16 protein-coding genes are annotated in these 23938 nt (G+C 68.6%); 8 read left to right on the forward strand and 8 right to left on the reverse strand.

Going from position 1 to position 23938, the window contains the following annotated elements; all coding sequences use genetic code 11:
• The first annotated feature begins 98 nt into the window (after positions 1–98).
• The gene (gyrB, locus tag F0U60_RS02950; protein WP_395813707.1) at positions 99–2552 is read left to right on the forward strand and encodes a DNA topoisomerase (ATP-hydrolyzing) subunit B; all 2454 of its coding nucleotides are present in this window, start codon (positions 99–101) and stop codon (positions 2550–2552) included.
• A gap of 128 nt (positions 2553–2680) precedes the next feature.
• Positions 2681–3688, forward strand: coding sequence for an NAD(P)-dependent alcohol dehydrogenase (locus F0U60_RS02955; protein ID WP_395813709.1), 1008 nt, complete (start codon positions 2681–2683; stop codon positions 3686–3688).
• Positions 3689–3992: 304 nt separating this feature from the next.
• Here F0U60_RS02955 and F0U60_RS02960 read toward each other — a convergent pair whose 3' ends face one another.
• A complete protein-coding gene (locus F0U60_RS02960; RefSeq protein WP_395813711.1) occupies positions 3993–6569 on the reverse strand; it encodes a protein kinase in 2577 nt (858 codons plus the stop codon).
• Between the two features lie 255 nt (positions 6570–6824).
• Here F0U60_RS02960 and F0U60_RS02965 point away from each other — a divergent pair, with 255 nt between their 5' ends.
• Entirely contained in the window at positions 6825–8006 is a 1182-nt protein-coding gene (locus F0U60_RS02965) for a hypothetical protein (protein ID WP_395813713.1), read from the forward strand.
• Positions 8003–9109, forward strand: coding sequence for a metallophosphoesterase family protein (locus F0U60_RS02970; protein WP_395813715.1), 1107 nt, complete (start codon positions 8003–8005; stop codon positions 9107–9109). Before F0U60_RS02965 ends, F0U60_RS02970 begins: the two co-directional genes overlap by 4 nt.
• Before the next feature lie 10 nt (positions 9110–9119).
• Here the strand turns inward: F0U60_RS02970 and F0U60_RS02975 are convergent, their stop codons facing one another.
• Positions 9120–9914 (reverse strand): hypothetical protein, encoded by a 795-nt coding sequence (locus F0U60_RS02975; protein WP_395813717.1) that lies wholly within the window; start codon positions 9912–9914, stop codon positions 9120–9122.
• Positions 9915–10136: 222 nt separating this feature from the next.
• On the opposite strand from F0U60_RS02975, the gene F0U60_RS02980 reads away from it, so the two are divergent.
• From F0U60_RS02980 to F0U60_RS02990, 3 genes are all read left to right on the forward strand, one after another.
• Complete coding sequence (locus F0U60_RS02980) at positions 10137–10655, forward strand: hypothetical protein (RefSeq protein ID WP_395813719.1); 519 nt, start codon at positions 10137–10139, stop codon at positions 10653–10655.
• A 139-nt stretch (positions 10656–10794) separates the two neighbouring features.
• Positions 10795–12042, forward strand: coding sequence for an AAA family ATPase (locus F0U60_RS02985; RefSeq protein ID WP_395813721.1), 1248 nt, complete (start codon positions 10795–10797; stop codon positions 12040–12042).
• Entirely contained in the window at positions 12039–12620 is a 582-nt protein-coding gene (locus F0U60_RS02990) for a hypothetical protein (protein WP_395813723.1), read from the forward strand. Before F0U60_RS02985 ends, F0U60_RS02990 begins: the two co-directional genes overlap by 4 nt.
• Before the next feature lie 148 nt (positions 12621–12768).
• Here the strand turns inward: F0U60_RS02990 and F0U60_RS02995 are convergent, their stop codons facing one another.
• The 6 genes from F0U60_RS02995 to F0U60_RS03020 form a co-directional block, all read right to left on the reverse strand.
• On the reverse strand, positions 12769–14160 hold the full coding sequence (locus F0U60_RS02995) for a hypothetical protein (RefSeq protein ID WP_395813725.1): 1392 nt from the start codon (positions 14158–14160) through the stop codon (positions 12769–12771).
• Between the two features lie 27 nt (positions 14161–14187).
• Complete coding sequence (locus F0U60_RS03000; RefSeq protein ID WP_395825940.1) at positions 14188–17112, reverse strand: TonB-dependent receptor domain-containing protein; 2925 nt, start codon at positions 17110–17112, stop codon at positions 14188–14190.
• A 167-nt stretch (positions 17113–17279) separates the two neighbouring features.
• Positions 17280–17720 (reverse strand): ExbD/TolR family protein, encoded by a 441-nt coding sequence (locus F0U60_RS03005; protein ID WP_395813727.1) that lies wholly within the window; start codon positions 17718–17720, stop codon positions 17280–17282.
• A 12-nt stretch (positions 17721–17732) separates the two neighbouring features.
• Positions 17733–18146 (reverse strand): ExbD/TolR family protein, encoded by a 414-nt coding sequence (locus F0U60_RS03010; RefSeq protein ID WP_395813729.1) that lies wholly within the window; start codon positions 18144–18146, stop codon positions 17733–17735.
• Positions 18130–18888 (reverse strand): MotA/TolQ/ExbB proton channel family protein, encoded by a 759-nt coding sequence (locus tag F0U60_RS03015; protein WP_395813731.1) that lies wholly within the window; start codon positions 18886–18888, stop codon positions 18130–18132. The genes F0U60_RS03010 and F0U60_RS03015 overlap by 17 nt, the downstream gene beginning before the upstream one ends.
• A 38-nt stretch (positions 18889–18926) precedes the next feature.
• Positions 18927–19670, reverse strand: a complete 744-nt coding sequence (locus F0U60_RS03020; RefSeq protein ID WP_395813733.1) for an energy transducer TonB — start codon at positions 19668–19670, stop codon at positions 18927–18929.
• A 299-nt stretch (positions 19671–19969) separates the two neighbouring features.
• Here F0U60_RS03020 and F0U60_RS03025 point away from each other — a divergent pair, with 299 nt between their 5' ends.
• Positions 19970–23809 (forward strand): serine/threonine-protein kinase PknK, encoded by a 3840-nt coding sequence (locus tag F0U60_RS03025; protein WP_395813735.1) that lies wholly within the window; start codon positions 19970–19972, stop codon positions 23807–23809.
• Positions 23810–23938 lie beyond the last annotated feature (129 nt).

Below are 23938 nucleotides of genomic sequence, written 5' to 3' on the forward strand. Positions count from 1 at the left end.
TCGCTGCCTTGCGTGTTCTCATCAATCTTGTCCGGGGTGCCTCGAAGTGGTAGGCACAACCGGTTCCCCGCGTAGCGTTTTTCAAGGACTTTTCGCGCATGGAAAACATCCCCGCCACCGGCGCCGCCGCGGCGCCGTCGCCTGTGGATTACGACACCGGTGCCATCACGAAGTTGGAGGGCCTGGAGGCCGTTCGCAAGCGTCCGGGCATGTACATCGGCGACACCATGACGTACGGGCTGCACAAGCTCGTCTACGAGGTGGTGGACAACTCGGTCGATGAGGCCCTGGCGGGCCACTGCACGGACATCGAGGTGGTCATCCACGTGGATGGCTCGCTCTCCGTGCAGGACAACGGCCGTGGCATTCCCGTGGGTCCGCACCCGGACCCCAAGTTCAAGGGCAAGGACACGCTGGAGGTGGTGCTGACGGAGCTGCACGCCGGCAGCAAGTTCGGCAACGGCGCCTACAAGGTGTCCGGCGGCCTGCACGGCGTGGGCGTCACCTGCGTCAACTTCCTGTCCGAGTGGTTCAAGGTCCGCGTGCAGCGCACCGGCAAGGTGTACGAGCAGTCGTACGCGCGCGGCGTGTCCAATGGCCCGCCGGCCCTCGTGGGCGAGACGGACAAGCGCGGCACGCTCATCTGGTTCAAGCCGGACCCGACCGTCATGGAGACGGTGGACTTCAACTTCGACACGCTCAGCCAGCGCATGCGCGAGCTCGCGTTCCTCAACGCCGGCCTGCGCATCGTCATCCGTGACATGCGCATCGGCAAGGAGCACGACTTCAAGTTCGACGGCGGCATCGTCTCCTTCGTCGAGTACATCAACAAGGCGAAGCAGGCGCTCAACGACAAGCCCATCCACTTCCGCACGGAGAAGGAGGGCGTGTCGCTGGAGATCGCCCTGCAGTGGAACGATGGCTACGACGAGCGCATCTTCACCTTCGCCAACAACATCAACACGCACGAGGGTGGCAGCCACCTGTCTGGCTTCAAGGCCGCGCTCACGCGCACGCTCAACAGCTACGCCGAGAAGAGCGGGCAGTGGAAGGACCTGAAGGAGACGCCCACGGGCGAGGACGCGCGCGAGGGTCTGGCCGCCGTCATCTCCGTGAAGCTCTCCAACCCCCAGTTCGAGGGACAGACGAAGACGAAGCTGGGCAACAGCGAGGTGAAGGGCCTGGTCGAGCAGATGGTGAATGATCAGCTCGCCACCTTCCTCGAGGAGAACCCGGTCGTCAGCAAGAAGATCGTCGCCAAGATTGGCGATGCCACGCGGGCCCGCATCGCCGCGCGCAAGGCGCGTGAGACGGTGCGGCGCAAGGGCGTGCTGGACGGCGGCTCGCTACCGGGCAAGCTCGCCGACTGCCAGAGCCGAGACCCCAGCGAGAGCGAGCTCTACATCGTCGAGGGTGACTCCGCAGGTGGCTCCGCCAAGCAGGGCCGCGATCGGCGCAACCAGGCCATCCTCCCGCTGCGCGGTAAGATTCTGAACGTCGAGAAGGCGCGCTTCGAGAAGATGCTCACGAGCGCTGAAATCGTGACGTTGATTACGGCGCTGGGCACGGGCATCGGCCGCGAGGATTACGATCCGGAGAAGGCGCGCTACCACCGCATCATCCTGATGACGGACGCCGACGTCGACGGCAGCCACATCCGCACGCTGCTGCTGACGTTCTTCTACCGGCAGATGCCGGAGCTCATCCAGAAGGGCTACCTCTACATCGCGCAGCCGCCGCTCTACAAAGTCACGCGCAACAAGAAGGACATGTACGTGAAGGACGAGCGGGGGCTGAACGACTACCTGCTGCGGACCGCGTCCGAGCACTCGCGCGTGGTGATTCCGGGTGGGGAGATCGGCGGCTCGGAGCTGCGCTCGCTCCTGGAGAAGGTGATTACGTACGAGGAGCGCCTGGAGAAGCTGGCGGCGCGGCGGGATGCACGCGTGGTGGACGCGCTGGTGCAGGCGTGCGACGTGAACGCGGGCTCGCTGAGCGACGAGGCCGTGCTGCGCGAGCAGGTGGAGAAGATGACGGCCTACCTGAAGGCGCGCATGCCGGACACGCTGGGCCGCTTCGACGTCTCCTTCCCGGAGGACCCGGAGCACCACACGCGCAAGCTGGTGGTGAAGACGGACATCAACGGCGGCCTGCGCCAGACGGTGTTCGACCACGGCTTCCTGTCGTCGCCCGAGTACCTGGAGCTGGTGGGCCTGCGCGACGTGTTCGGCGCGCTGGGCAAGGCGCCGTACACGGTGAAGGTGGGCGATGGGGATGTGACGGCGCTGTCGGTGCAGGAGGTGCTGGCCGCGGTGCGCAAGGACGCGCAGAAGGGGCTAGGCCTGCAGCGCTACAAGGGTCTGGGCGAGATGAACCCGGAGCAGCTCTGGGAGACCACGATGAACCCGGTCACCCGCACGCTGCTGCAGGTGCGCATCGAGGACGCCGTGGAGAGCGATGAGATCTTCTCGCTGCTCATGGGCGAGGCCGTCGAGCCGCGGCGCGAATTCATCGAGCGCAACGCACTGGACGTGCAGAACCTCGACATCTGAGTGGAATTCTGACGTCAGGTGGCATGAGTGCCGAGGGGGGGTGACTCCCCTGGGGTGGTGGGAGCCCGGTAGCATGGGGCTCCCGACCTCCGCGTTTGTGACGCGGAGAACCCTGCTGAGGAGCACTCATGTCCACCTTCCATGGTTACGCCGCCCCCGCCGCGGGCAAGCCGCTCGAGCCTTACTCCTTCGAGGCCAGGCCGCTGGGCCCCGGTGACGTGGAGATCGCCATCTCCCACTGCGGCATCTGCCACAGCGATCTGCACCTGCTGAACGACGACTGGAAGATGAGCCAGTTCCCGCTGGTGGCGGGCCACGAGATCATCGGCACCGTGGCGCAGGTGGGCTCGGCGGTGCGGGGCCTGACGCCGGGCCAGCGCGTGGGCGTGGGCGGGCAGTGCGGCAGCTGCGGCACCTGTGAGTGGTGTGAGCGGGGCGAGGAGAACCTCTGTGCCCTGCAGCAGCCCACCTGCATCCCGGGCCCCGGCGGCTTCGCGGACCGCATCCGCGTGAATGCCCGCTTCGCTCTCCCCATCCCCGAGGCCCTGCCCTCGCGCGACGCCGCGCCGCTGCTGTGCGCCGGCATCACCGTCTACTCGCCGCTGCGCGAGGCCGGCATTGGCGCGCACTCCCGCGTGGGCATCATCGGCGTGGGCGGCCTGGGCCACCTCGCCGTGCAGTTCGCTCGCGCCATGGGGGCCGAGGTGACGGCCTTCTCCACCTCGCCGGACAAGGAGACCGAGGCGCGCGCCCTGGGCGCTCAACGCTTCATCGCCGCCCGCGAGCCGTCGGCCCTGGGCGCGGTGCGTGGCTCCTTCGACTTCCTCCTCTCCACCGTGACGGCGGATCTGCCGTGGCTGGACTACGTGGCCACCCTGCGCCCGCGCGGCACCCTGTGCTTCGTGGGTATTCCGCCCTCGCCCCTGATGCTGCCTGCCCTCCCTCTCATCTTTGGGAACAAGAAGGTGAGCGGCAGCAACACCGGCAGCCCGAGCGACATCCGAGAGATGCTCGAGGTGGCGGCCCGCAACGGCATCCGCGCCCGCACGGAGACCTTCCCCCTGAAGGACATCAACACGGCGATCGGCCGTGTCGCTCGCAACGAGGTGCGCTACCGCGCCGTCCTGGAGCTGTGAGCAGACCCGCAAAAGACCCGTGGGCCCGGTGCCGATAGCGGCTCCGCGCCCACGTGCCTTTCCCAGCCTTGTTGAGCCGGGCCGCGGAACTGCTGCGGCCCCCATGAGCCCTTACGGAAGGAACTTGTTGTCATCCCCAAAGTCGACCCTGTGTGGGTCCCTACGACATAGAGGGTACACATCGCCTCCGAGATGCGAAGAGAAGCGGTGGTCGCCCGGCTGGGGAGTTCCAAAGGGTTGGACGAGAGAGGCTGCTGGCGCCTGATCGTCCGCACCCCCTACCTAACCTGAAGGTATTTGTTGGTCAACGGGATGATCCGCGCAGGGCCGCGGTGCGCTCCCGCCGAGACATGGACGTGACATCCACGATGTCCACCTCGAACGCACCAACGTTGTCCTCCACACGGTTGTCCGGGAAGGTGCAGCGCAGCGTGTCCGCGCCTGTCAGCTGGTAGCGCTTGCCCACCTCCAACAGCCGGTGGTTGCGCCGGGCGGACTTCTGGCTGCTCTCGGCGCACAGCACCCGACCTGTACGGCCGTTAGGGCCCGCTTGCAGCTCCGCGAAGTCGTCGCGCACGGTGAGCAGGTAGGTGGCGTCCGGGTTGAGCCCGCGCAGCGTCAGCTGGTGGTGGGGCTGGAGCACCAGCGCATCCCGGGTAGCGTCGAAGGTGAGGCTGCGAGGGGCCACCCACTTGGACTGGCGCAGGTGCACCCGCACCGTGCCGCTGTTGTCCTCCAGGGTGTCGTCCAGCAGGAAGACGTGCATGCGGCGCACGCCCTTGAAGGTGCGAGCCGCTGGGCCGATCAGCCCGAAGGACTCGTCCGCGGAGAGGTTGTCCCCCTCGAGGTAGTAGGCCAGCGTGGAAGTCGCGCCCCCCCGCCCCTTGGAGAGCGAGGCGCCGCCCTCCGTGCTGACGGAGTAGCTCGAGCCGGGGGCGAGCTCGATGGACGCGGTGGCGTACAGGCTCAGCGGGAACGCGTTGTACTTGGGGCGCAGGACGAACACCCGCGTGGGGTAGTCCACCGCGATGAACCTGGTGTCCGGCGCCGGCTCGGGGGTTGTCTTCTCCTCCGCCGCGGGCTCGGGTTGCGCCGCGGTGATTGCCGGTGGGGGCGTCGTCGGGGGGGCAGTCGGCTCCGGCTCGAGGCGCTCGAGCTCCGCGCGCAGAGGGGGGTTGGTTTCCGCGGTGGTGGTGAAGCGCTTCGACCACGGCCGGTAGCCCGGCAGGGTGAGCACGACAGTGTTGGCCTGACCCAGGGGGACGTTGATGAAGAGCGGCGTGGTGCCGGACACGTCCTTGCCGTTGAGCTTCACCGTGGCGCCTTCGGGCACGGAGGTGATCCACAGCGAGCCCGTGGGGAGTCCCTCGTTCTTGCCGGAGAAGGCGTAGTGCAGGCCCCCCAGCACCAGCGCGAGCCCGAAGAGGGGCACGCTGATGAGCATCACCAACCGCTGGCGCCGCTCCGCGCGCTCCTGCTCCTCCCGGGTTTGCGTCTGGCGCAGGGCTCGCAGGTGATCCGGCACGTCCGTGTTGGTGACGGCCGGCACCTCGACGGGGGTGTCGTGCGCGTCATCGACGGCGGTCGCGGGCCCCGACACGGACGTGGTGGGCTCGTTCTTCAGCTCCGGTGGGGCCGCGGTGGCGGGAGCCTGCGCGCGTGTGTTCGACGGCAGGCGGCGCCCGGTGGCCGTGCTGATGGTGCGCCCGCTGCCATTGCTCGGGGGCCGTCCGCTGGCTCCATTGGTGGAGGGCCGGGCCGGGGTGGTGCGGACGCTCAGGCTGCTCGCGGTCCGGCCATCGTCGCTGCCGGGCCGCTGCGGCACGCTGCGCACGCCGGAGCTGGAGCGGCCGCCCGCGTCCACCTGCGTGGGTTGCGTCTGCCACGCGGCGAGCTGCTCCAGGAAGGCGGGGGTTACCTCCACCCGACGCCCCTCGGCGGCGAGATCCTCGCTGAAGAGGTGGCCCAGGAACTGCGACAGCATCGCGGGCGAGAAGCGGGGATAGGCCGAGTAGAGCTGCTCGCGCAGCGCCTCGGAGAAGGCCTGCGCGGTGGGGTAGCGCTCCTCCCGGTCCAGCGCCATGGCGGTGGCCATCACCGCTTCCAGCTCGGGGCTGATGGCGGGGTTGTACGAGGAGGGCGGCGGGTAATCGCCCGCGAGGATGCGCGGCAGCACGGCCGCGAGCTCGCCCTCGTAGGGGCGCCGGCCGCACAGCATCTCGTAGAGCACCACGCCGACGGCGAAGATGTCCGAGCGCGCGTCCACGTCCTGCTCGCCCCGGGCCTGCTCCGTGGAGAAGTACGGGTACTTGCCCTTGAGCGTGCCAGGCGAGGTGCGCGACTCCACGACGCTCGTGGCCTTGGCGATGCCGAAGTCGATGACCTTGACCTGGCCCTCGTAGGAGATGAGCACGTTGTCCGGGGACACGTCGCGGTGGACGAGCCCCATCGTCTCTCCGTCCTCGCCCACGTGCCGGTGCGCGTAGTCCAGCCCGTCGCAGATCTGCGTGGTGATGAAGAGCGCCAGGGGCAGCGGGATGCACGGCATGCCCGCGCGTTGGGCCCGGCGTATCAGCTTGGACAGGGGCTGGCCGTGCACGAACTCCATGGCCAGGAAGTACTGACCGTCGATCTCTCCAAAGTCGAAGACCTGCGCGATGTTGCCGTGGGTGAGGCCCGCGGCCACGCGCGCCTCGCTGACGAACATCTCGACGAAGTCGGGCTCGTCAGCGAAGTGGGGGAGGATCTGCTTGATGACCACCGGCTTGGTCACCCCCGCTGCGCCCTTCATCCTCGCGCGATAGGTGACGGCCATCCCGCCCGCGGCGAGCTTCGAGACCAGTTCGTATTTGCCAAACTCCCGGGCTTCGTTGGGGGCCACGATGCGGGTCGCGTTGTTGAAGAGGACGAGAAGCGGAGCATACCCCGCTTCATCCAAAAGTCCCGAAGGAGGGGCGCGGGTGGCCTTTGTACCTACCTGGGCGGGAGGGTATGCGAATCCACCAGGGAACGTTCTATCCTGGAATCCAGTCCGGTAGGAGTCCGAGTAGGGCGGAATGGGGCGGATCACCCGTGCCGGTGGGGGTCCGAGTAGGGCGGAATGGGTGGATCACCCGTGAAGAAGAGGGGTGGAACGATGGTGCGACAGTTGGTGGTGCTCGCCCTGGTGGTGCTGCCCTTTGCGGTAAGGGCCCAGACGTCCGAGGTTTCGGCGGTGGGGCCCGGGGATGCGCCCGTTGTGGCGGGCCCCGGGGCCTTGGAGCCCGTGCCCGCACCGGTGGTGGCCGGCGGGGGGCTCGCTCCGGCGTCCGAGGTCACGTTTGTGTCACGGCCGCCCTTCGCGGTGCTGCCCACGGCCGTGTCGGTGGTGCCCGGCCTGCTGCTGCACGGGCTGGGGCCGCTCGTGGCAGGGGATACTGGGACGGCGAAGCGGCTCTTCCTCCTGGAGGGCTCGGGCCTCGGGCTGTTGGCCGTGGGCGGGGTGCCGATCGCGCTGTCTGGAGCCTCGCGCCGCATCATCGGCCCGCTGTACGCGGTGACGCTGGCGGGGGTGGGCCTCTTCTCCATCTCCACGCTGTCCAACCTCTATGCGGCGCTGTCGCCCGCGTTTCCGCCCGGCCTGGTGCCTCAGCGCCTGCCCCCCGTGGAGCTGGAGGTGGGCTACCAACACGTGGTGGATCCGATCTTCGAGTACCGACACTTCGTCTCGGTGGGTGCGCTGGCGCGGCTGGAGCGTGTGCGCCTGGAGGCCGGAGCGAGGCTGTCGCCGGACGATGGCAACCTGCGCGTGCGCGTGGGCGGGGCGTACCGGCTGATGGGGGCGCCCGAGGCCGCGCGCGGCGGTGGGGACGGCACGGCGCTGGACCTGGAGGCCGCGGCGCTCGTGCACCGCTACCCTACTGAGGACTTCGCCCTGGGCGGCGGCGAGCTCTTCCTGCGGGGCCGCTACGACATGGCGCGCTTCAGCCCGAGGATGGCCGGCTCCTTCGCGGAGATGGGCGTGGGCTTCGCCATGCAGCGCTACGACTACACGGGCCCGGTGGACGACATCCTCTTCGAGCAGCTCCTCTTCACCATGGGCTATGGCGTGTACCTGGGGAGCGGCGGGCCCTTCCGGGGCGAGGCGCTCCTCTACTACGACCACCGCAAGGACGACTTCCCGGGTGGCATCAAGGCGGGGGGCGGCGTGCCGGGGTTCCTCGGGTTGCGCGGACGCATGCTCCTCACCGAGCGCTGGGGCGTGTCCGCGGACATGCAGGTGGGCTCGGCCGTGGTGGGCCGGCTGTCACTCGTCTACGCGTTGGGAGGTGAGCCGTGAGGAACGTTCGCCGGGTGGCCGTCGCGCTCGCGCTGGTGGCCGGGGGTTGCAGCATGCGGCCCGCCGAGGAGCGCGCGTTGAAGGATCTGGAGGTAGGGCGCGTGGAGGCCAGCGGCGTGGCCTTCACGGTGGAGGACGGGCTGGCGGTGGTGCGCCAGGTGGAGGCGGGCACGCTGACGCTGTGGGGCTCGGCGCCGGCCTTCCACGTGCGCGCGGTGTCCTCGGCCGGGGCCAATGAGACGTGGACGGTGGTGGTGCGCAACGCCATGCCGGACGCGGAGCTCACGGTGAAGGTCGGCGACGAGCCGCTGCTGGTGGACGCTCTGCCCGGACCGCTGCCCACGGTGAAGCGGTGGCAGGTGCGGCTTCCGGCGGGCGCGGAGGCGCGGCTGACGGTGGCGCCCCCGCTGTGGGATCAGCCGAGGCCCTTCCGCTTCGCGGCGCTGGCGGACGTGCAGGAGGCGCTGCCTCGGGTGGGTGACATCTACCAGCGCATCAACGCGGACCCCACGCTGCGCTTCATCTTCTTCTCGGGAGACCTGACGCAGCGGGGCACCATTGAGCAACTGGAGGAGTTCCAGTCCCGCCTGCAGGAGTCGCGCATCCCGCTGTTCGCCACGCTGGGCAACCACGAGCTGCTCAACCCGGATCCTCGCTTCCACGAGTACTTCGGCCGGGGCAACCTGCACTTCACCTTCCAGGGCGCGCACTTCACGATGATCGACTCGGGCAACGGCTCGTTGGACCCGAGGGCGGAGGTGGAGCTGGACCGGTGGTTGGAGGCAGGGCGGGACTCGGTGCACATCCTGGGCACGCACATCCCGTTGGTGGACCCCATTGGCGTGCGCAACGGCGCCTTCGCGAGCCGCAACGAGGCGGCGTCCCTGCTGGCGAAGCTGGCGCGTGCGCGGTTGGACCTCACGCTCTACGGCCACGTGCACTCGTACTACGTGTTCTCCAACGCGGGGATTCCGGCGTTCATCTCGGGAGGCGGCGGGGCCATCCCCGAGCAGTTCGACGGCGTGGGACGGCACTTCCTCGCGGTGGAGGTGGATCCTCCGGCCCAGAGTGTGCGCACCGTGTCGCTGGTGCGCGTGGACTGAGCGAGCGGGCCTACTTCGACACGCTGGGAGGTGTCCCCGCCTCCTGACGTACCGCGGGCGGGGTTGGGGTGTGAGCGAGCTTCTCCGGGTTTCCCCCCGCGACGACGGTGTTGCGCAGCGCCTCCACCGCGGCGTCCAGCACGTCCTGGCCCACGAGGTTGCTGAGCGACAGCCCCAGGCAGATGCTCTTCGCCTTGTCGTCGATGGTGGATTGGCGGATCTGCGAGAGCTCCTGCGCGAAGTCCTCCTTCTCGCTGGCGCTCAGGTTCTGCATCATCGAGAAGGCGAGCACTGGCAGGGCCTCGTGAATCTGCGCGAAGGAGACGGTCTGCATCGTCTTGGCCACCAGCTCCGCGCGCACCTTGGCGCGGGCCCGGTCCACGGCTCTGTCGGTGGCGGAGAGGATGACCTGCAGCAGCGCGCTGGGTCCAATAGCAACGTCCTGATCTCCAGAGCGCACCATGAACGCCGAGGAGCGGAGGATGCCCATGGCTCCGAAGCCGGCGAGCAGCGTCTGGCCGATCCGCTGCGCCGCCACGCCTCCCTCGTTCGCCGTGGGCGCCAGCCCCACCATGTTCTGGGTGATGCCGATGCTCCAGGGCATGGTCCTGAGCGCTAGCAGCGCCATGGCCGCCGCGAGCACGTTGACCAGCGTGTAGGTGAAGGCGTGCGGGTTGGCGATGGCCCGGAAGGGGTCGTCCTTGTACCGGGAGATGAGCTCTCCAATGCCGATGAAGGCGCCAATGAAGCACACCGCGGCGTACTGCGACGCGTCCGCCAACAACTCCAGGGTCTCGGGGCTCATGCCCCCAAGTCTACTGCTCCGCCGCCGGCCTCATGAGACCGCAAATGTAGGGTCCCCCGCCCACATGTGGGGAGTCATCTCTGCCCCGCGTCGCTGGCGGGACGAGGCGGAAAAGCGGCGCGGGGCCGATAAATCGGCCTCGGGGCGGACCCCCTTGAAAAGGCACTGAACATCTGTGCACATGGGGGCCCCACGCTGCACGCTGGAGGGGAGTCCCTGCCCATGTTCGACGCGACGGAAAATGATCCCATCTCGCCCGCGATGCGGGCGCTGCTCGAGGTGTTCTCCACGGAGTTGTCCGAGGTGAAGTTCCCGGACGTGGACGCGGAGGTGTTGGAGGAGGCGGCGAGCCGGGTGAGGGCGCAGGCCGAGGCGGTGGCGAAGGCGCAGGCGGCGCTTGAGGCGGCGCGCCAGGCGCTGGGAGAGAGCCAGGAGGCGTTGCTGCAGAAGGGGCAGCGGGCGCTGTCGTATGCGCGCGTGTTCGCCGAGGAGGACGAGGCGCTGAGCACGAAGCTGGAGGCCATCAGCCTGCCGAAGGCGGCGCGCAAGGGCGCGCGTCCGGAGGGCGCTGTGGCCGCCGAGGCCGCGCAGAACGAGGAGTCCGCGCCGCGCCGCCGGGGCCGTCCGCCGAAGTCCCGCCCGAGTGCCCCGCTGTTCGCTGATGGCAGCTCGCCCGAGGCCCTCGCCGCTGCCACCGAGCCGGCCGAGGTGCCCGTGGCCGCCCGCCCCGCGGCGGCCTGAGCCCCTGGCTTCCGAGTGCGCCGCTTCCGTTCGGCCTGGAACTCCTCTGGAACTCCAGGCCGACTTTATTTTTGATGGAGGCGAGGGATGTCACATAAGAGGAGTCGCTTGCTGGCCTCGCGAGGAGGAAGGAACTCGGATGCTCAGTGAGCTGAAGCTGGAGGAAGTGGGACCGAGCCCTCGACTTTCGTTCTCGTTCGGGCCGCGCCTGAATCTGCTGACCGGCGACAATGGCCTGGGGAAGAGTTTCATCCTCGAGTTGGCCTGGTGGGCGCTGACCCAGAACGGGGATCCTGTTCCTGCGTTGCCCAGACCGGGTCGGCAAGGGAAGGCTTCCGCCTCGATCCTGACGGCCGAGGGGGAGTCGGTCGAATTCGAGCGTGCTGTTCTCTGGGATCAGCGCATCAAGGGCGATGAATACTTCGCCTGGAAACCGAACTCGGGACTCTCCCTCTACGCACGCATCGATGGTGGATTCCGGGTGTGGGATCCCATTCGAAATGCACTCATGCGTTCGCGTGAGGGGGCGGGCCGTCCAAGGTTCTACGACTTTTCACAGGAGTCGCTCTGGAACGGCCTGGTGGAGAACGGGCGTGTCCTGTGCAACGGGCTCATTCGGGATTGGGTCTACTGGCAGCTGAAGCGCTCGGAGTCCTTCGACCGCTTGTGCAGGGTTCTGGCGGTTTTGTCGCCGGACGAGGGGGAGCCATTGAAGCCTGGCGAGCCTACCCGCCTGGGAGTCGACGACGCTCGGGACATTCCGACGCTGGATATGCCCTATGGCGTCGTTCCTCTCACCCATGCCTCCGCTGGAATCCAGCGCATCGTAGGTCTCGCCTATCTCCTCGTGTGGGCCTGGGACGAGCATCTGCGAGCCGCCGAGTTGCTTCAGCAGAAGGCCGCCGATCACATCGTGTTCCTCATTGATGAGGTGGAGGCCCATCTCCATCCCCGCTGGCAACGGCTCATTCTTCCTTCCCTGCTGTCCGTTGTTCGCGAGATCCGCCCGGCGGTGAATGTCCAAGCGCTCGCCGTGACGCACTCGCCCCTGGTCCTCGCCTCGGTGGAGCCCTTCTTCGATCCAGACCAGGATGCGCTCTTCATGTTCGACCTCGTGGGCAAGGAGGTGAACGTCACCAGGGCTGACTGGCGGCCACGGGGCGATGCCAACGCGTGGCTCACCTCTGAGGTCTTCGACCTCAAGGAACCTCGCTCCGTCGAAGCCGAGGAGGCCATCACCCGTGCCAGGGCCGCACTCAAGGATCCCCACCTTCCCATCGAGGAAGTGAAGCGGATCCACAACGATTTGTATCGGCTCCTCAAGGATACGGATCCGTTCTGGCCACGCTGGCTCGCGCGTGCCGAGGCGGCGGGGATCGAACCTTGATTCACGTCGAGCCCCAACCCGAGCCCCCGGACTTCGATGCGAAGGTCCGCCAGCCGGGCCAACTCGATCTGGCTTCACCCGGCGGAGAGCTTCGGCCGCTCTGGCGTCACTGCGCGATGCAACTCTGGCAGGCGTACAACGGCGTCTGTGCCTATTCCTCCCTCCACATCCCTCGTGGCACGGGGGCGCTCTCCGTCGACCATCTGCTCCCCAAGTCGAAGCGGCGCGAGCTGGCCTATGAGTGGAGCAACTACCGACTCGCCTGCGTGCGGATGAACGCGCGCAAGAATGACCTCGAGGATGTGCTGGATCCGTTCGAGGTGCGTGACGAGTGGTTCGCGCTCGAACTCTCCACGCTCGAGGTCATCCCGGGTGAAGGGTTGCCCGAGGCGCTGCGTGCCCAGGTTCAGAAAACCATCGATCAACTGGACCTGAACGACGATGAGTTCATTCGAGCCAGGGAGGGCTATTTCCTGGCCTGGAAGGAGGGAGACCTGACGTTTCGTCACCTCCGCAAGCACTGCCCCTTCCTGGCGAAGGAACTGTTCCGTCAGCGTGTCGTCCAGGATGAGGGTTAGGCTCCCCGTGCTCACCCTGGAAAAGACACCGCCCGGAGGCACGGCTTCTCCCGGAGCCCCCTCCGTAAGAAGAACGTCCCTCCGGGCGATGGACCGCCCTCGGGAGGCAGCCCCGGGAGCGGCATACCGACGACTGCTCAGGTGACGCTTACTTCTCGGGGTAGGCCGTCCAGCCGGCCGTCCAGTCCTGGCCACCCACCGCGCCGATGAACGTCGCGCTGGTGTCGAAGAAGCCGTCCGCCGGAGGCGTGGCGGCGCTGGTGGCGATGAGCGCCGGGGACTCGGCCGCCGGCTTGAAGTTCGGCGCCTTCACGTCCATAGCGGCGTCCAGCTTCGGGTCCACCACCAGGTTGTTGTTGCCCGCAGCGAGGATCTGCTCCGGCTCCTTGTAGATGGAGCCGTCGCTCAGGCGCGTGGCGTCCTCGTTGGTGGTGGCGCCGCTGGCGTCCTTCACCGGGTTGGCCGAGTAGCCGATGGACTTGGTGTCGTCCTTGTTGTCCCAGAAGATGATGTTCTTGAAGGACAGGCCGCCGGTCTCGGAGAGCTGCGCCGAGGCCGCGCCATCCACGTCCACCGCCCTGTCGGCGAAGTAGGCGACGATGGCGTTGTTCAGCTTCACGCCCGCGCCGGTATTGAACACCAGGCCCTCCTGCTTGACGCCCGTGGTGGCCGCCGGACGGTTGGAGCCGAGGAACGAGGCGTTCCAGATCTCCGGCACGGAGCGCGGGGTGGCCGTGTTGCTGGACTTGTTGCCGCTGGCCTCGATGGCGCGGTTACCCACCGTGCTGTTCTGCTGAACGATGAGGAACTGCACCTTGCCGGTGTAGCCCAGGTCATAGTCCAGGCCGTCGTCGTCCGGCTGGCTGATGAGGATGTGCTTCAGGTTGGCGGTGCCGCCGAACATCTCCACGCCGTCGTCGGCGCCCTTGTGCACCTGGACGTAGTCGATCTCCGTCTTCGTGCCGCACGCGCCCACGGTCAGGCCGTTGAGCTCGTTGTCCTCGGCCAGCTCGAAGCCGGCGAACTCGATGCGGGCGTACTTCAGCTTGCCGCAGTCGTGGGTGTCGTCCTCGCCACCGTACTTCGTGCGCTCATCGCCGCTGGTGGAGAAGAAGCCCTCGACGGTGTTCTGGCCGCCGGAGACGTTGATGCGGGCCTTGCCCAGCAGCACCACGCCGCCCCAGTCACCCGGGAAGCGCTCGCCCTCGGCCTGAGCGCTGGTGAAGACAATGGGCTTCTCCGCCGTGCCCACCGCGTTCAGCTTCGCGTTGCGGGTGATGATGAGCGCGCTGGTCTCCCCGCCGAGAATCTTGGTGCCCGGCTCGATGGTGAGCGTGCCGCTCTCCACGAAGACGTAGTTCTTGAGGGTGTAGACGTTGTTGGCCGTCCAGGTGGTGTCCTGGGTGATGTTGGCGGAGACGTCCACGTTGCCCCCCGTGGGCTTCTCCTCCGGGGGCGGCGGGGGAGGCGGATCCACCGGATCACCGCAGCCAGCGAGCAGGGCCATTCCGAGCGTCAGACCAAGAGCGAACCTCTTCATGTGAATGCTTCCTTGTGACTGCGGGTGTTAGAGGGTCCAGCCCAGCGACGCGGAGAAGGCGATGCCGGGGCGGTACTTCAGGACGGTGATGCCGCCTTGATCCAGCACAACGGCGGAGTTGAGGAGGTTGGAGCCGGTGAGCTTGAGCTGCATGCCGCTGCCCAGCTTCTGGCTGATGGCCAGGTCCACGCGGTGGAAGGGCTTCTCGTAGACGTCGGGCAGCTTCTGCACGCCGACCTCGCTGATGCGCGGGCCGTAGACGTTGTAGAGCAGGGCCACCTCGGTGCCGCTCTCCTGGCGGTCGTAGCCGAGGTTGAGGTTGATGACGTAGGGCGACTGGCCCTGCATGGGCCGGTTGCTGTTGGTCTGCGCGCCCAGCTTGTCCGGGTCCGTGAGGATGATGTTGGACTGGATGAGGGTGAGGTTGGCGGCGGCGCGGAAGTTGGAGAGGACCGGAGAGATGCGGGCGAGCGATGCGCGCGCCTCCAACTCCACGCCGTAGCTGCGCGCCCCGTCCGCGTTGTCGAAGCCCACGTCACCGGACTGGGGGTTGAGGATGATGCGCTCGATGGGGTCCTCGAACTGCTTGTAGAAGGCGCTGGCGGCGAGCACCTCGTTCTCACCCACGAACCACTCCGCGCGGGCGTCGATGTTGTGGATGCGCGTCTCGAGCAGGTCGGGCTTGCCGGACACGTTCCGGCGGCGCACGAAGTCAAAGAAGATGAACGGGGCGAGCTCGCGGAAGGTGGGCCGGGCCAGCGTGTAGCTGTAACCAGCACGCAGGTTCACCTCGGGGCTGAGCGCGTAGATGGCGTTGAGGGCCGGCAGCACGTCCAGGTACTTCGAGTCGTTGTTCGCGGTGGGGGTGGTGTCGAACGGGGTGTGAGCGGTGAGCTGCTGCAGGGAGTGCTCCACGCGCACGCCACCCACCAGGCGCAGCGGCTCCACGGGCTTGTAGTCCGCCGTGACGAAGCCGGCGAAGATGCCGAGGTAGGCGTCATAGGCGTCATCGCCGCGAGTGGACTCGCGCATGCGGATGCCAGCGCCCAGGTTGTCGGAGGCGAAGAGCTGCTCGGGAGGCAGGGACGCGTCCACCGGTTCGCCGGTGAGCTGGTAGCGGAAGCGGCGGGCGGAGAAGTCCCGGAAGGACATCTGCGCCATGCCGCCCGCCTTCAGGCGCACGTCGGAGAAGGGGAGGGTGAGGCTGGCGCTGCCTCCGGTGGAGCTCTCGCCCAGCCCGGCGAAGAAGCGCTCGCCGCTGTTGGGCTGGCTGGGGAAGGAGAACTTGCCGGAGGGATCGCTCAGGTCGTCGCTGTAGAGGGTGTCTCGCGTGTCGGGCTCGTCGCGCTCCACGCGGCTGAAGTTGGCCTGCCAGTCGATCTCCGCGTCGCTCAGCCCGTTGAGGCGGTGGAAGCCGCGCACCTGGTTGAAGGAGAGGAAGCGGGAGACGAACTGCAGGCGGGTGCTCTCGAAGAGCTCCGAGCGCTCGCTGTTCACGCCGCGCGAGGTGATGCCGGCGCTGTCCGTGCCGCGCGTGTAGAGGCTGAAGAGGGTGAGCTCGTTGTCGCGGTCGAACTGGTAGCCCACGCTGGCCAGGGCGCTGAGGCTGGTGGACTCGCTGCCCTGGAGGGTGGTGGCGGCGTCGCGCGCCTCGAGCTCCTCCTCCGGGCGCGTGGCGCGGGCGAACTCGGCCACGCGTGCGGTCTCCTTGCGCCCGTAGTTGACGGTGGCCAGGTAGCCCAGGCGGCGGTTGCCGAAGCGCAGCGTGTCACCCATGGACACGCCCAGGCCCAGGTTGGGCAGCGACCGGGTCTGACGCGCGGACCAGACGTTGGAGAAGCTCCGCCAGGTGTCCACCGAGCTGCCCATGCGCTCGTTCCGGGGCAGGTCCGCCGGCAGCCGGCGCTCGGGGCCCGGGAAGCTCAGGGACTCCAGGAAGCTGCCCGGCTGCCCATTGCGCTGCTGGAAGGTGGCGATGCTGTCGCCGGACAGGGTGATGCGCGGCTTGAGCTCGAACTTGCTCGGGTAGGTGTTGGTCTCGATGAGGAGCGTGCCGCCGCCGAAGGTGCCGGGCAGGTCGGTGGTGTAGCTCTTCACCACGTTGAGGTTGGCCAGCAGGCTGGTGGGGAACAGGTCCAACGGCACCGAGGGCTCATCCGGCTCGGGGCTGGGCAGCATCGCGCCGTTGAGCAGCGTCACCGCGTAGCGTCCACCCAGGCCGCGCAGCAGCACGAAGCGGCCATCCACCACGGTGGCGCTCACCACGCGCTTCACCGCGTCCGAGGCGCTCGAGTCCGGCGTACGGGCAATCTCCTGGGAGCTGATGGCGTCCGACACGGCGGCGGCCTTCTTGCGCTCCTGGAGCAGCGCGCCCTCGGCGCGACGGTCCGCGCGGGCCTCGACGACGACTTCCTGCACGGCGCCCGCGTCGGCGCTCAGCTGCACGTCCAGCTTCGTGGCCTTGCCCTCTTCCACGACGACGCCGGTGATGCGGCGGCCCTCGTAGACGTCATAGAAGATGCGCAGGTCATACTTCCCGGGCGGCAGCGCCAGCTGGTAGTTGCCGTCCACGTCCGTGAGGACGCTCTTCTGGGCGCCGGTGACGACCTTCACCGTGGCCTCGATGAGGGTCTCCTTCGTCTGGGCGTCGGTGACCTGGCCATAGACGCCGGTGAAGCCCGGGGGCGGCGTGGCCGAGTCGGCCATCATCTCGTCCTCGGCGCCTCCCTCTCCCTCTGGGAGAGGGTCGGGGTGAGGGTCTTCCCCAGCCGCGGCGGCACCCGGATCAGCCACAGGCACATCCTGCGCGGCGGCAGGAGCAGCGGCCTCATCAACCGGAGCCGGGGGCTCGGGGGTGACCGGCTCCACGGGCGTGGTGACGGGGTCCGCGGGAGTCGTGACAGAGGGGCTCGTGGTGGGAGCAGTCCCCTCGGGAGCGGGCGTCTGCGCCATGACGGGCGCGGCCAGCAGTGCGAGCGCCGCCAGGGCAGCGCGAATGGAATGGAGGCGGAGAGACAACACGGGACTCCTCACCGACGGGCTCGCGTACAGAACGCGACACCCGTGGCAATTGAATGGATGGAATGTGAAAGATTGGAGACCGGAAGGCAGACTTCAGGTCACGGAGCCGAGGGCTCCGCGACAGCGTCGGGAACCACTGCCACGGTGATGTTTCCGCCGCGAGCGAGGTCCAGGACGTCCATCGCGCTGCCGTACGGCACGTCATTTTCCGCGTCGAAGAAGACGATCTTGTCCGGGCGCGCGTTGAGCATTCGCTGCAGCCGGGCCACGAGCTGGTCTCGCGGTACGTCCTCGCGGTTGATCTGCACCGCGCCCGTTTTCGTGACGGTGAGCACCACAGGGGGGAGCACGCCGGGAGGAGGAGGAGCGACCTCGGTCTGGTCGTCCGCCTTGCCGGGTACGTCCATCCACATCTGCTTGGTCATCAGCGGGGTGACGACCATGAAGATGATGAGGAGCACCAGCACCACGTCCACCAGCGGGGTCACGTTCATCGCCGGGCGGATGCCGCCCTTGCCACCACCGAGATCAAAGGCCATGGCCGTGCGCTCCTAGTTCTTCTTCAGGTCGACGACCTGCAGCGAGATGCCCGGGAAGCCAATGTCTTGCAGCGTCTTGAAAACCCCGCGCACCTCGGCGTAGCGCACGGCCCGGTCGGCCTTGAGCACCACGCGCGACTCGGGATCCTTCTCGTGGATGGCCTTGAGCCGCTCGACGAGCTGCTCGCGCGGCACTTCCTTGCGATCCAGGAAGAGGGCCCCCTGGGCGGTGAGGCTCACCGTGGTGGGGGTGAGGGAGTTGTCCTCGCCCTTGTCTGGGTTGACGACCGCGGGCAGCTCCACCGCGGCACCGGCCTCGAGCTGGGGCGTGACGACCATGAAGATGATGAGGAGGACGAGCACCACGTCCACCAGCGGCGTCACGTTCATCTCGGGCGTGAGCCCGCCACTACGCCGGGCGGACATCGACACCCTCCTTGCGCGCGGCGCGCTCCACGTCCAGGGCCACCGCGCCCTCACCGCGGACCGATAATGAAGCGCTCGCGCCGTGCACATCCTCCAGGTGGTCCATGAACTCCTTGCGGGCCAGATCCAGCGACAGGAGCAGCGCGTCCGCACGGGTGGAGAGCAGGTTGAACATGAGCACCGCGGGGATGGCCACCAGCAGGCCGAGCGCCGTCACGACGAGCGCCTCGGAGATACCGCCGGACACCGCGCCCAGACCGCCCGAGCCCGTCTTCGCGATACCGGCGAAGGACTCGATGATACCGACCACCGTACCGAGCAGACCGACGAACGGGGCCACGGAGCCCACGGAGGCCAGCACGCTCATGCCGCGGCGCACGTCCGCGGTGACGCGCTCGTAGAGGCGATCCATGTCGCGCCGGGTGAGCTCCACCGCGCCCAGCTTGCCCTGCGGCGCCGCCTTCTTGACCAGGTACGTCTTCACGCCACCGCCCAGCAGCTTCGCCAGGCTGCTCGCCTTGGCCGTGGCCGCCTCGGTGACGAACTGCTCGTGCTGCTGCGACTCCAGCAGCTTGCCGGCGCGCGAGGCGAACCGGCGGTCCGCCGACTTCGTGCGGAAGAAGAAGATGAGCCGCTCGAAGAAGACGATGAGCGAGGCGAGCGCGAAGAGGATGAGCGTGTAGGCGATGCACCGGGCGAAGAAGCCCATGTGCTGGTAGATCTCGATCAGATTGAAGTTCATCGGGGGGCTCCGGTGAAGGGACTGCGACTGCGGTTCGCCTACTTCAGGCGGAAGGGAATCTTGACGATGCGGAAGACGGCGGTGGGCTGGCCGTCGACGAGCGCGGGCTCGTAGCGCCAGGTCTTCACCGCGGCGATGGCGGCGCCGACGAAGGGCTCCTCACCGCGCATGACCTTGATGTTGGTGACGCGGCCATCCACCTCGACGACGATCTTGAGGATGACCATGCCCTCCTGTCCCTTCGAGCGCATCTCGGAGGGGAACTCGGGGGCGAGGTTGGACTCCAGCTCCTTGGGAGGCGTGGCGGCCTCGGGGAGGTTGATGGGCGGGGCGCGGCGGGTGCCACCGGCGACGCCCGGGGTGTTGACGCCCGTAACGATGGCGCCCGCGACGAGCTGGCCCGTGCCTCCCACGGCGATGGGGGCGGCGGCCACGGCGTTCGCGGCATCCGCCTCGGGTGGCTTCTCCACCGGAATCTCCTTGGGCGCCACCATGGCCGCGGGCGCGGCGACGGTGGGCGCGGGCGGCGGAGGCTTCGCCTTGGGCTTGGGCGGAGGAGGCGGCGGCGGAGGCGGCGGCTTGACCTCGACCACGGGCGGCGGAGGCGGCGGCGGACGGAACACCACGTCCACCCGCTTCTCCTTGATGACTTCCTTCACTTGATTGCCGACCACCACCGCGCCGAGGCCGAGCAGGGCGCACACTCCGATGGAAGCGACGGTGGAGAGCGCGAACCGGCGAGCCGTTTGCACGTCGGTGGCGCTGTCGTAGGTCTCGAACATGACGACCTGCCGTATAGCGATGCCACATGGCGGTTTTGTTCTGCTCCCGCAACAGTTCGGGGAGCCGCGCGTCACGCCTTTCTCGCGGTTCGCTGACGAACGTGTCACGTTGTGAGGAATCGGGAACATCGTGTGACGTTTGTGTTCTGGGTCACGGAAGTGTCACGTCGGGCTGGAGGAGCTGACTCCAGAGGTTGCCCTGTTTCGCGGTGCGTCGAAGCAGGCGGACGGGCGGGCAACCCACTTGGGAGGTCACTGGCTGGAGGTGCGTGGCGAACCGTGCGAGTCTTGTAGGCACCATGTCGGCCGCGGAGCTTCGCGATGCGGAGCAGGGAAGGATCGGTCCCTACCGCCTCCTGGGGAAGCTGAGCTCGGGAGGAATGGGAGTGGTGTACCGCGCCCGTCACGAGGAGACGGGAGAGCTGGTCGCCCTCAAGACGGTCCGTGTTCCCGAGGCGGCCATGCTGCGAGGCATCCGCCGGGAGATTCACGCCCTGCGGCGCATCCAGCATCCGGGCGTGGTGCGCGTGTTCGCCGAGGGCGTGCACGAGGGGCTGCCCTGGTACGCCATGGAGTTCATCGAGGGGATGACGCTCCGGCGCTACATCGACGAGCTGTGGAAGAGGGACCCTGGCTCCTCGCCGGACACCATCACCCAGGTCGTCTCCACGCCCGAGCCCCCGAGCGGCACCGCCTCGGGGGTGTCGTTCCGCTCGATTGGTCCTCCCCCGGAGGAGCAGCGGCGGGAGGCTGCCATGGGGCGGCTGAGCGAGGTCCTCACCCTGGTGCGCCGCCTGTGCTCCTCGCTGGCCTTCCTCCATGGGGAGGGCATCGTCCACAGAGATCTCAAGCCGGAGAACGTCGTCATCCGCCCGGACGGCACCCCGGTGCTGGTGGACTTCGGCCTGGCGTCTGTTGTCGGAGGGAGCCTCGGCCGCGAGTTGCTCGAGGTCTCCGGCAGCATGGAGGGCTCCTACGTCTATATGGCCCCCGAGCAGATCAAGGGCGGGCGGGTGGATGCGAGGGCGGACCTCTACTCGACGGGCTGCATCCTCCACGAGCTGGTGGTGGGGCAGCCGCCCTTCCCTGGCTCGGGTTGGGAGGTGCTGCGGCGGCACCTGCGAGACAAGCCGTTCGTGCTCTCACAGTGGGTGTGCGGCGTGTCGCCGGAGCTGGACGCGTTGGTGCAGCGCATGCTGGCGAAGGTGCCCCGTGAGCGCATTGGCTACGCCGCGGATGTGGGCGTCGTGCTCGCCGAGCTCGGAGCGGAGGACCTCCCCCGGGTGCCTCCTCGGCCACCGCGGCCGTACCTCTACCGGCCGGAGTTCGTGGGGCGCGAGCAGCTCCTCGCGGAGATGGAGAAGCGGCTGGAGGAGGCCCGAGAGGGCAGGGGCGGGTGTCTGCTCATCGGAGGCGAGAGCGGCGCGGGCAAGACACGCGTGGTGATGGAGTGCGCGGTGTCTGCCAGCCGGCATGCCTTCCAGGTCGTCACCGGTGGGTGTCTTCCGCTCTCCGGGGGTGGCTCCGGCGAGCAGTTGCACGGCGAGCCGCTGCATGCCTTCAAGCCGTTCCTGCAGGCCGTTGCAGATCAATGCAGGCACCTGGGGCTGGTGGAGACGGAGCACCTGCTGGGCGAGCGCGGGCGGGTGTTGGCGCTCTACGAGCCCGCCCTGGTGGACCTTCCCGGGCAGGAGGCGTGGCCCGAACCACCTCGACTCCCGCCCCAGGCCGCGCGCGAGCGCATCATGCGCTGCATCGCCGAGACGATCGCCGCCTTCAGCGAGAAGGAGCCGCTGCTGCTGGTCATGGATGACCTGCAGTGGGCCGACGAGCTGTCCCTGGGCGTGCTGGACTTCTTGCAGGCTGGGTTCCTCCGCGAGTCGCAGGTGCTGGTGGTGGGCACCTACCGCACCGAGGAGCTGGACGCGACGCTGCGGCTGTTGCTCGCCTCTCCCGGGGTGACGCACCGGGCATTGGGACAGCTCGACGAGCCGATGGTGACGCGGATGGTGGAGGACATGCTGGCGCTGTCGTCACCGCCGGCCTCCTTCGTGCGCTTCCTCACGACGCGCTCGGCGGGCAACCCCTTCTTCGTGGCGGAGTACCTGCGCACGGCCATCGACGAGCGGCTGCTCTTCCGCGACATCTTCGGCGCGTGGCAGGTGGCTGAGGGCGGCGACGCGCTGGAGCGGTTGCACGAGGCGCTGCCGCTGCCCGGGGCGCTGCACGACCTGGTGGGCCGCCGGCTCGAGGGCCTGGGACCGCAGGCGCGGGGCCTCTTGGAGATGGCGGCGGTGCTGGGCCGTGAGCTGGACGCGGACGTGCTGGCGTCAGCCGCCGGGTTGGAGGATCTGCAGGAGCTGGAGGCCCTGGAGGAGTTGCGCGCGCGGCACGTGCTGGAGGACGCGGGCGGAGGTCGGCTGCGCTTCGTCCACGACAAGCTGCGCGAGATTGCCTACGACGGCATCCTCCCGGAGCGGCGCCGCTCGCTGCACCGCGCGGCGGCGATCGCCCTGGAGTCGAAGGACGGCTGGGACGGAGTGCCGCCGGCCCTCTACCCCGCGCTGGCGCACCATTGGGAGCAGGCCCAGGACGACGTGTGGACCTTCGAGTACCTGGAGAAGGCGGGGACCCACGCGCTGAAGGCGGGCGCGAACGTGGAGGCCTCCGGGTACCTGCGCCGGGCGTTGGAGCTGGACGTGCGGCGCGGGCACGACACGGGCGTGCGCGTGGACGCGGCTCGGCGCGCGCGTTGGGAGCGGCTCCTCGCCGAGGCCATGCACGGGCTGTCCGAGTTCGACGCCTGCATCGCGCACTGCTTGAAGGCGATGGAGGAGCTGGGCCGTCCGCTGCCGGTGACGGAGGGCGGCTGGAGGCGCTTCCTGCTGAAGCAGATGCTGCGGCAGGTGCTGCACCTGGTGGTGCCCTGGGGCTGGGTGAGGGAGCGGGAGCGTCAGATGCGGGAGTTGCTGGGCGCCTCGTCACTCGCGGCGGTGCGGCTGGCCGAGTGCTACTACTGGCGCTACGACCCGTTGCGGATGATGGCCACCGCGCTGCTGGCGGCGAACCTGGCCGAGCGCGCGGACCGTGACGCGCAGGTGCTGCGGTTGTATGGGCAGCTCGGCTCCATCGCCGGCCTGGTCCGCCTGGACCGGGTGGCGCGCGCCTACTTCCGCCGCGCCCAGGGCGAGGGCCAGCGGGTGGAGGACCCGAGCGCCACGTCCTTCGGGCTCATCGTCGAGTCGATGTTCCACTCGAGCTTCGCGCGCTGGGCTCCGGCCGCGGACAAGGCGAGCGAGGCGCAGCGGGTGTTGCTGCGGCTCGGGGACAAGGGGGAGCTCGAGCTGTGCGAGGTGCTGCTGGGGCACGTGGACTACTACACGGGCCGCTTCGAGCCGGCGCTGGCGCGCTTCGCCGAGGTGCGTGAGTCGGCGCGCAAGCGGGGCCACTTCCAGCACGAGGTGTGGAGCGCGTACACCATGGCGCGCAGCCTCCTGGCTCTCGGTCGGTTGGATGAGGCGATGCCGTTGCTGCGTGAGTCGAGCGAGCTGCTGAAGGGCAAGCACGACCCGCTCTCGCACATCATCGTGAGCGGGCTGCTGGGGATGGCGCACCTGCAACGCGAGGAGTGGGAGCAGGCGCGGGACGAGGCCGACAAGGTGATGGCCTTGGCGCGGCAGTACCCGCCCATGCTGTACACAGAGAGCCACGGCTACGAGGGCGCGGCGCGGGTGTACCTGGCGTTGTGGGAGCGGGAGCGGGTGCCCGGACAGCCCCCTCCGCCCGTGGCCGAGGCGGCGCGGCGGGCGTGCGCGAGGCTGTCGTCCTTCGCGACCCGTTTCCCGCTGGCGCGGGCGGTGGCGCTGCGTTGCACCGGGCGGATGCACTGGCTTGCGGGTCGCACGTGGCGGGCGCGGAGGGCGTGGAAGCGCAGCGCGCGGTTGGCTCGGGAGATGGGGATGCCCTACGACGAGGCGCTGGCCTGGTTCGAGCTGGCGCGCGCGGCCCCGCCTGGGAGTGCGGAGCGTGAGACGTTCCTGCGGCAGGCCGTGGAGGGCTTCACCCGGTTGGGCTGTGCCGGACTGCTGCGAGAGGCCGAGGCGCTGCTCCCTCTCCCCCTGGGAGAGGGCGGGGGGTGAGGGTATGCGTTCCCCGCGTGGCTCTCCGTGGACGGGTCCGCATGGGAGCACAGACCCAGGTCTCTACTCCCAGTGAGCAACACAGGCGGGTCATACCCTCACCCTAGCCCTCTCCCAGAGGGAGAGGGG

Source organism: Archangium minus, assembly GCF_044360475.1.
Taxonomy (GTDB): Bacteria; Myxococcota; Myxococcia; order Myxococcales; family Myxococcaceae; genus Archangium; species Archangium minus.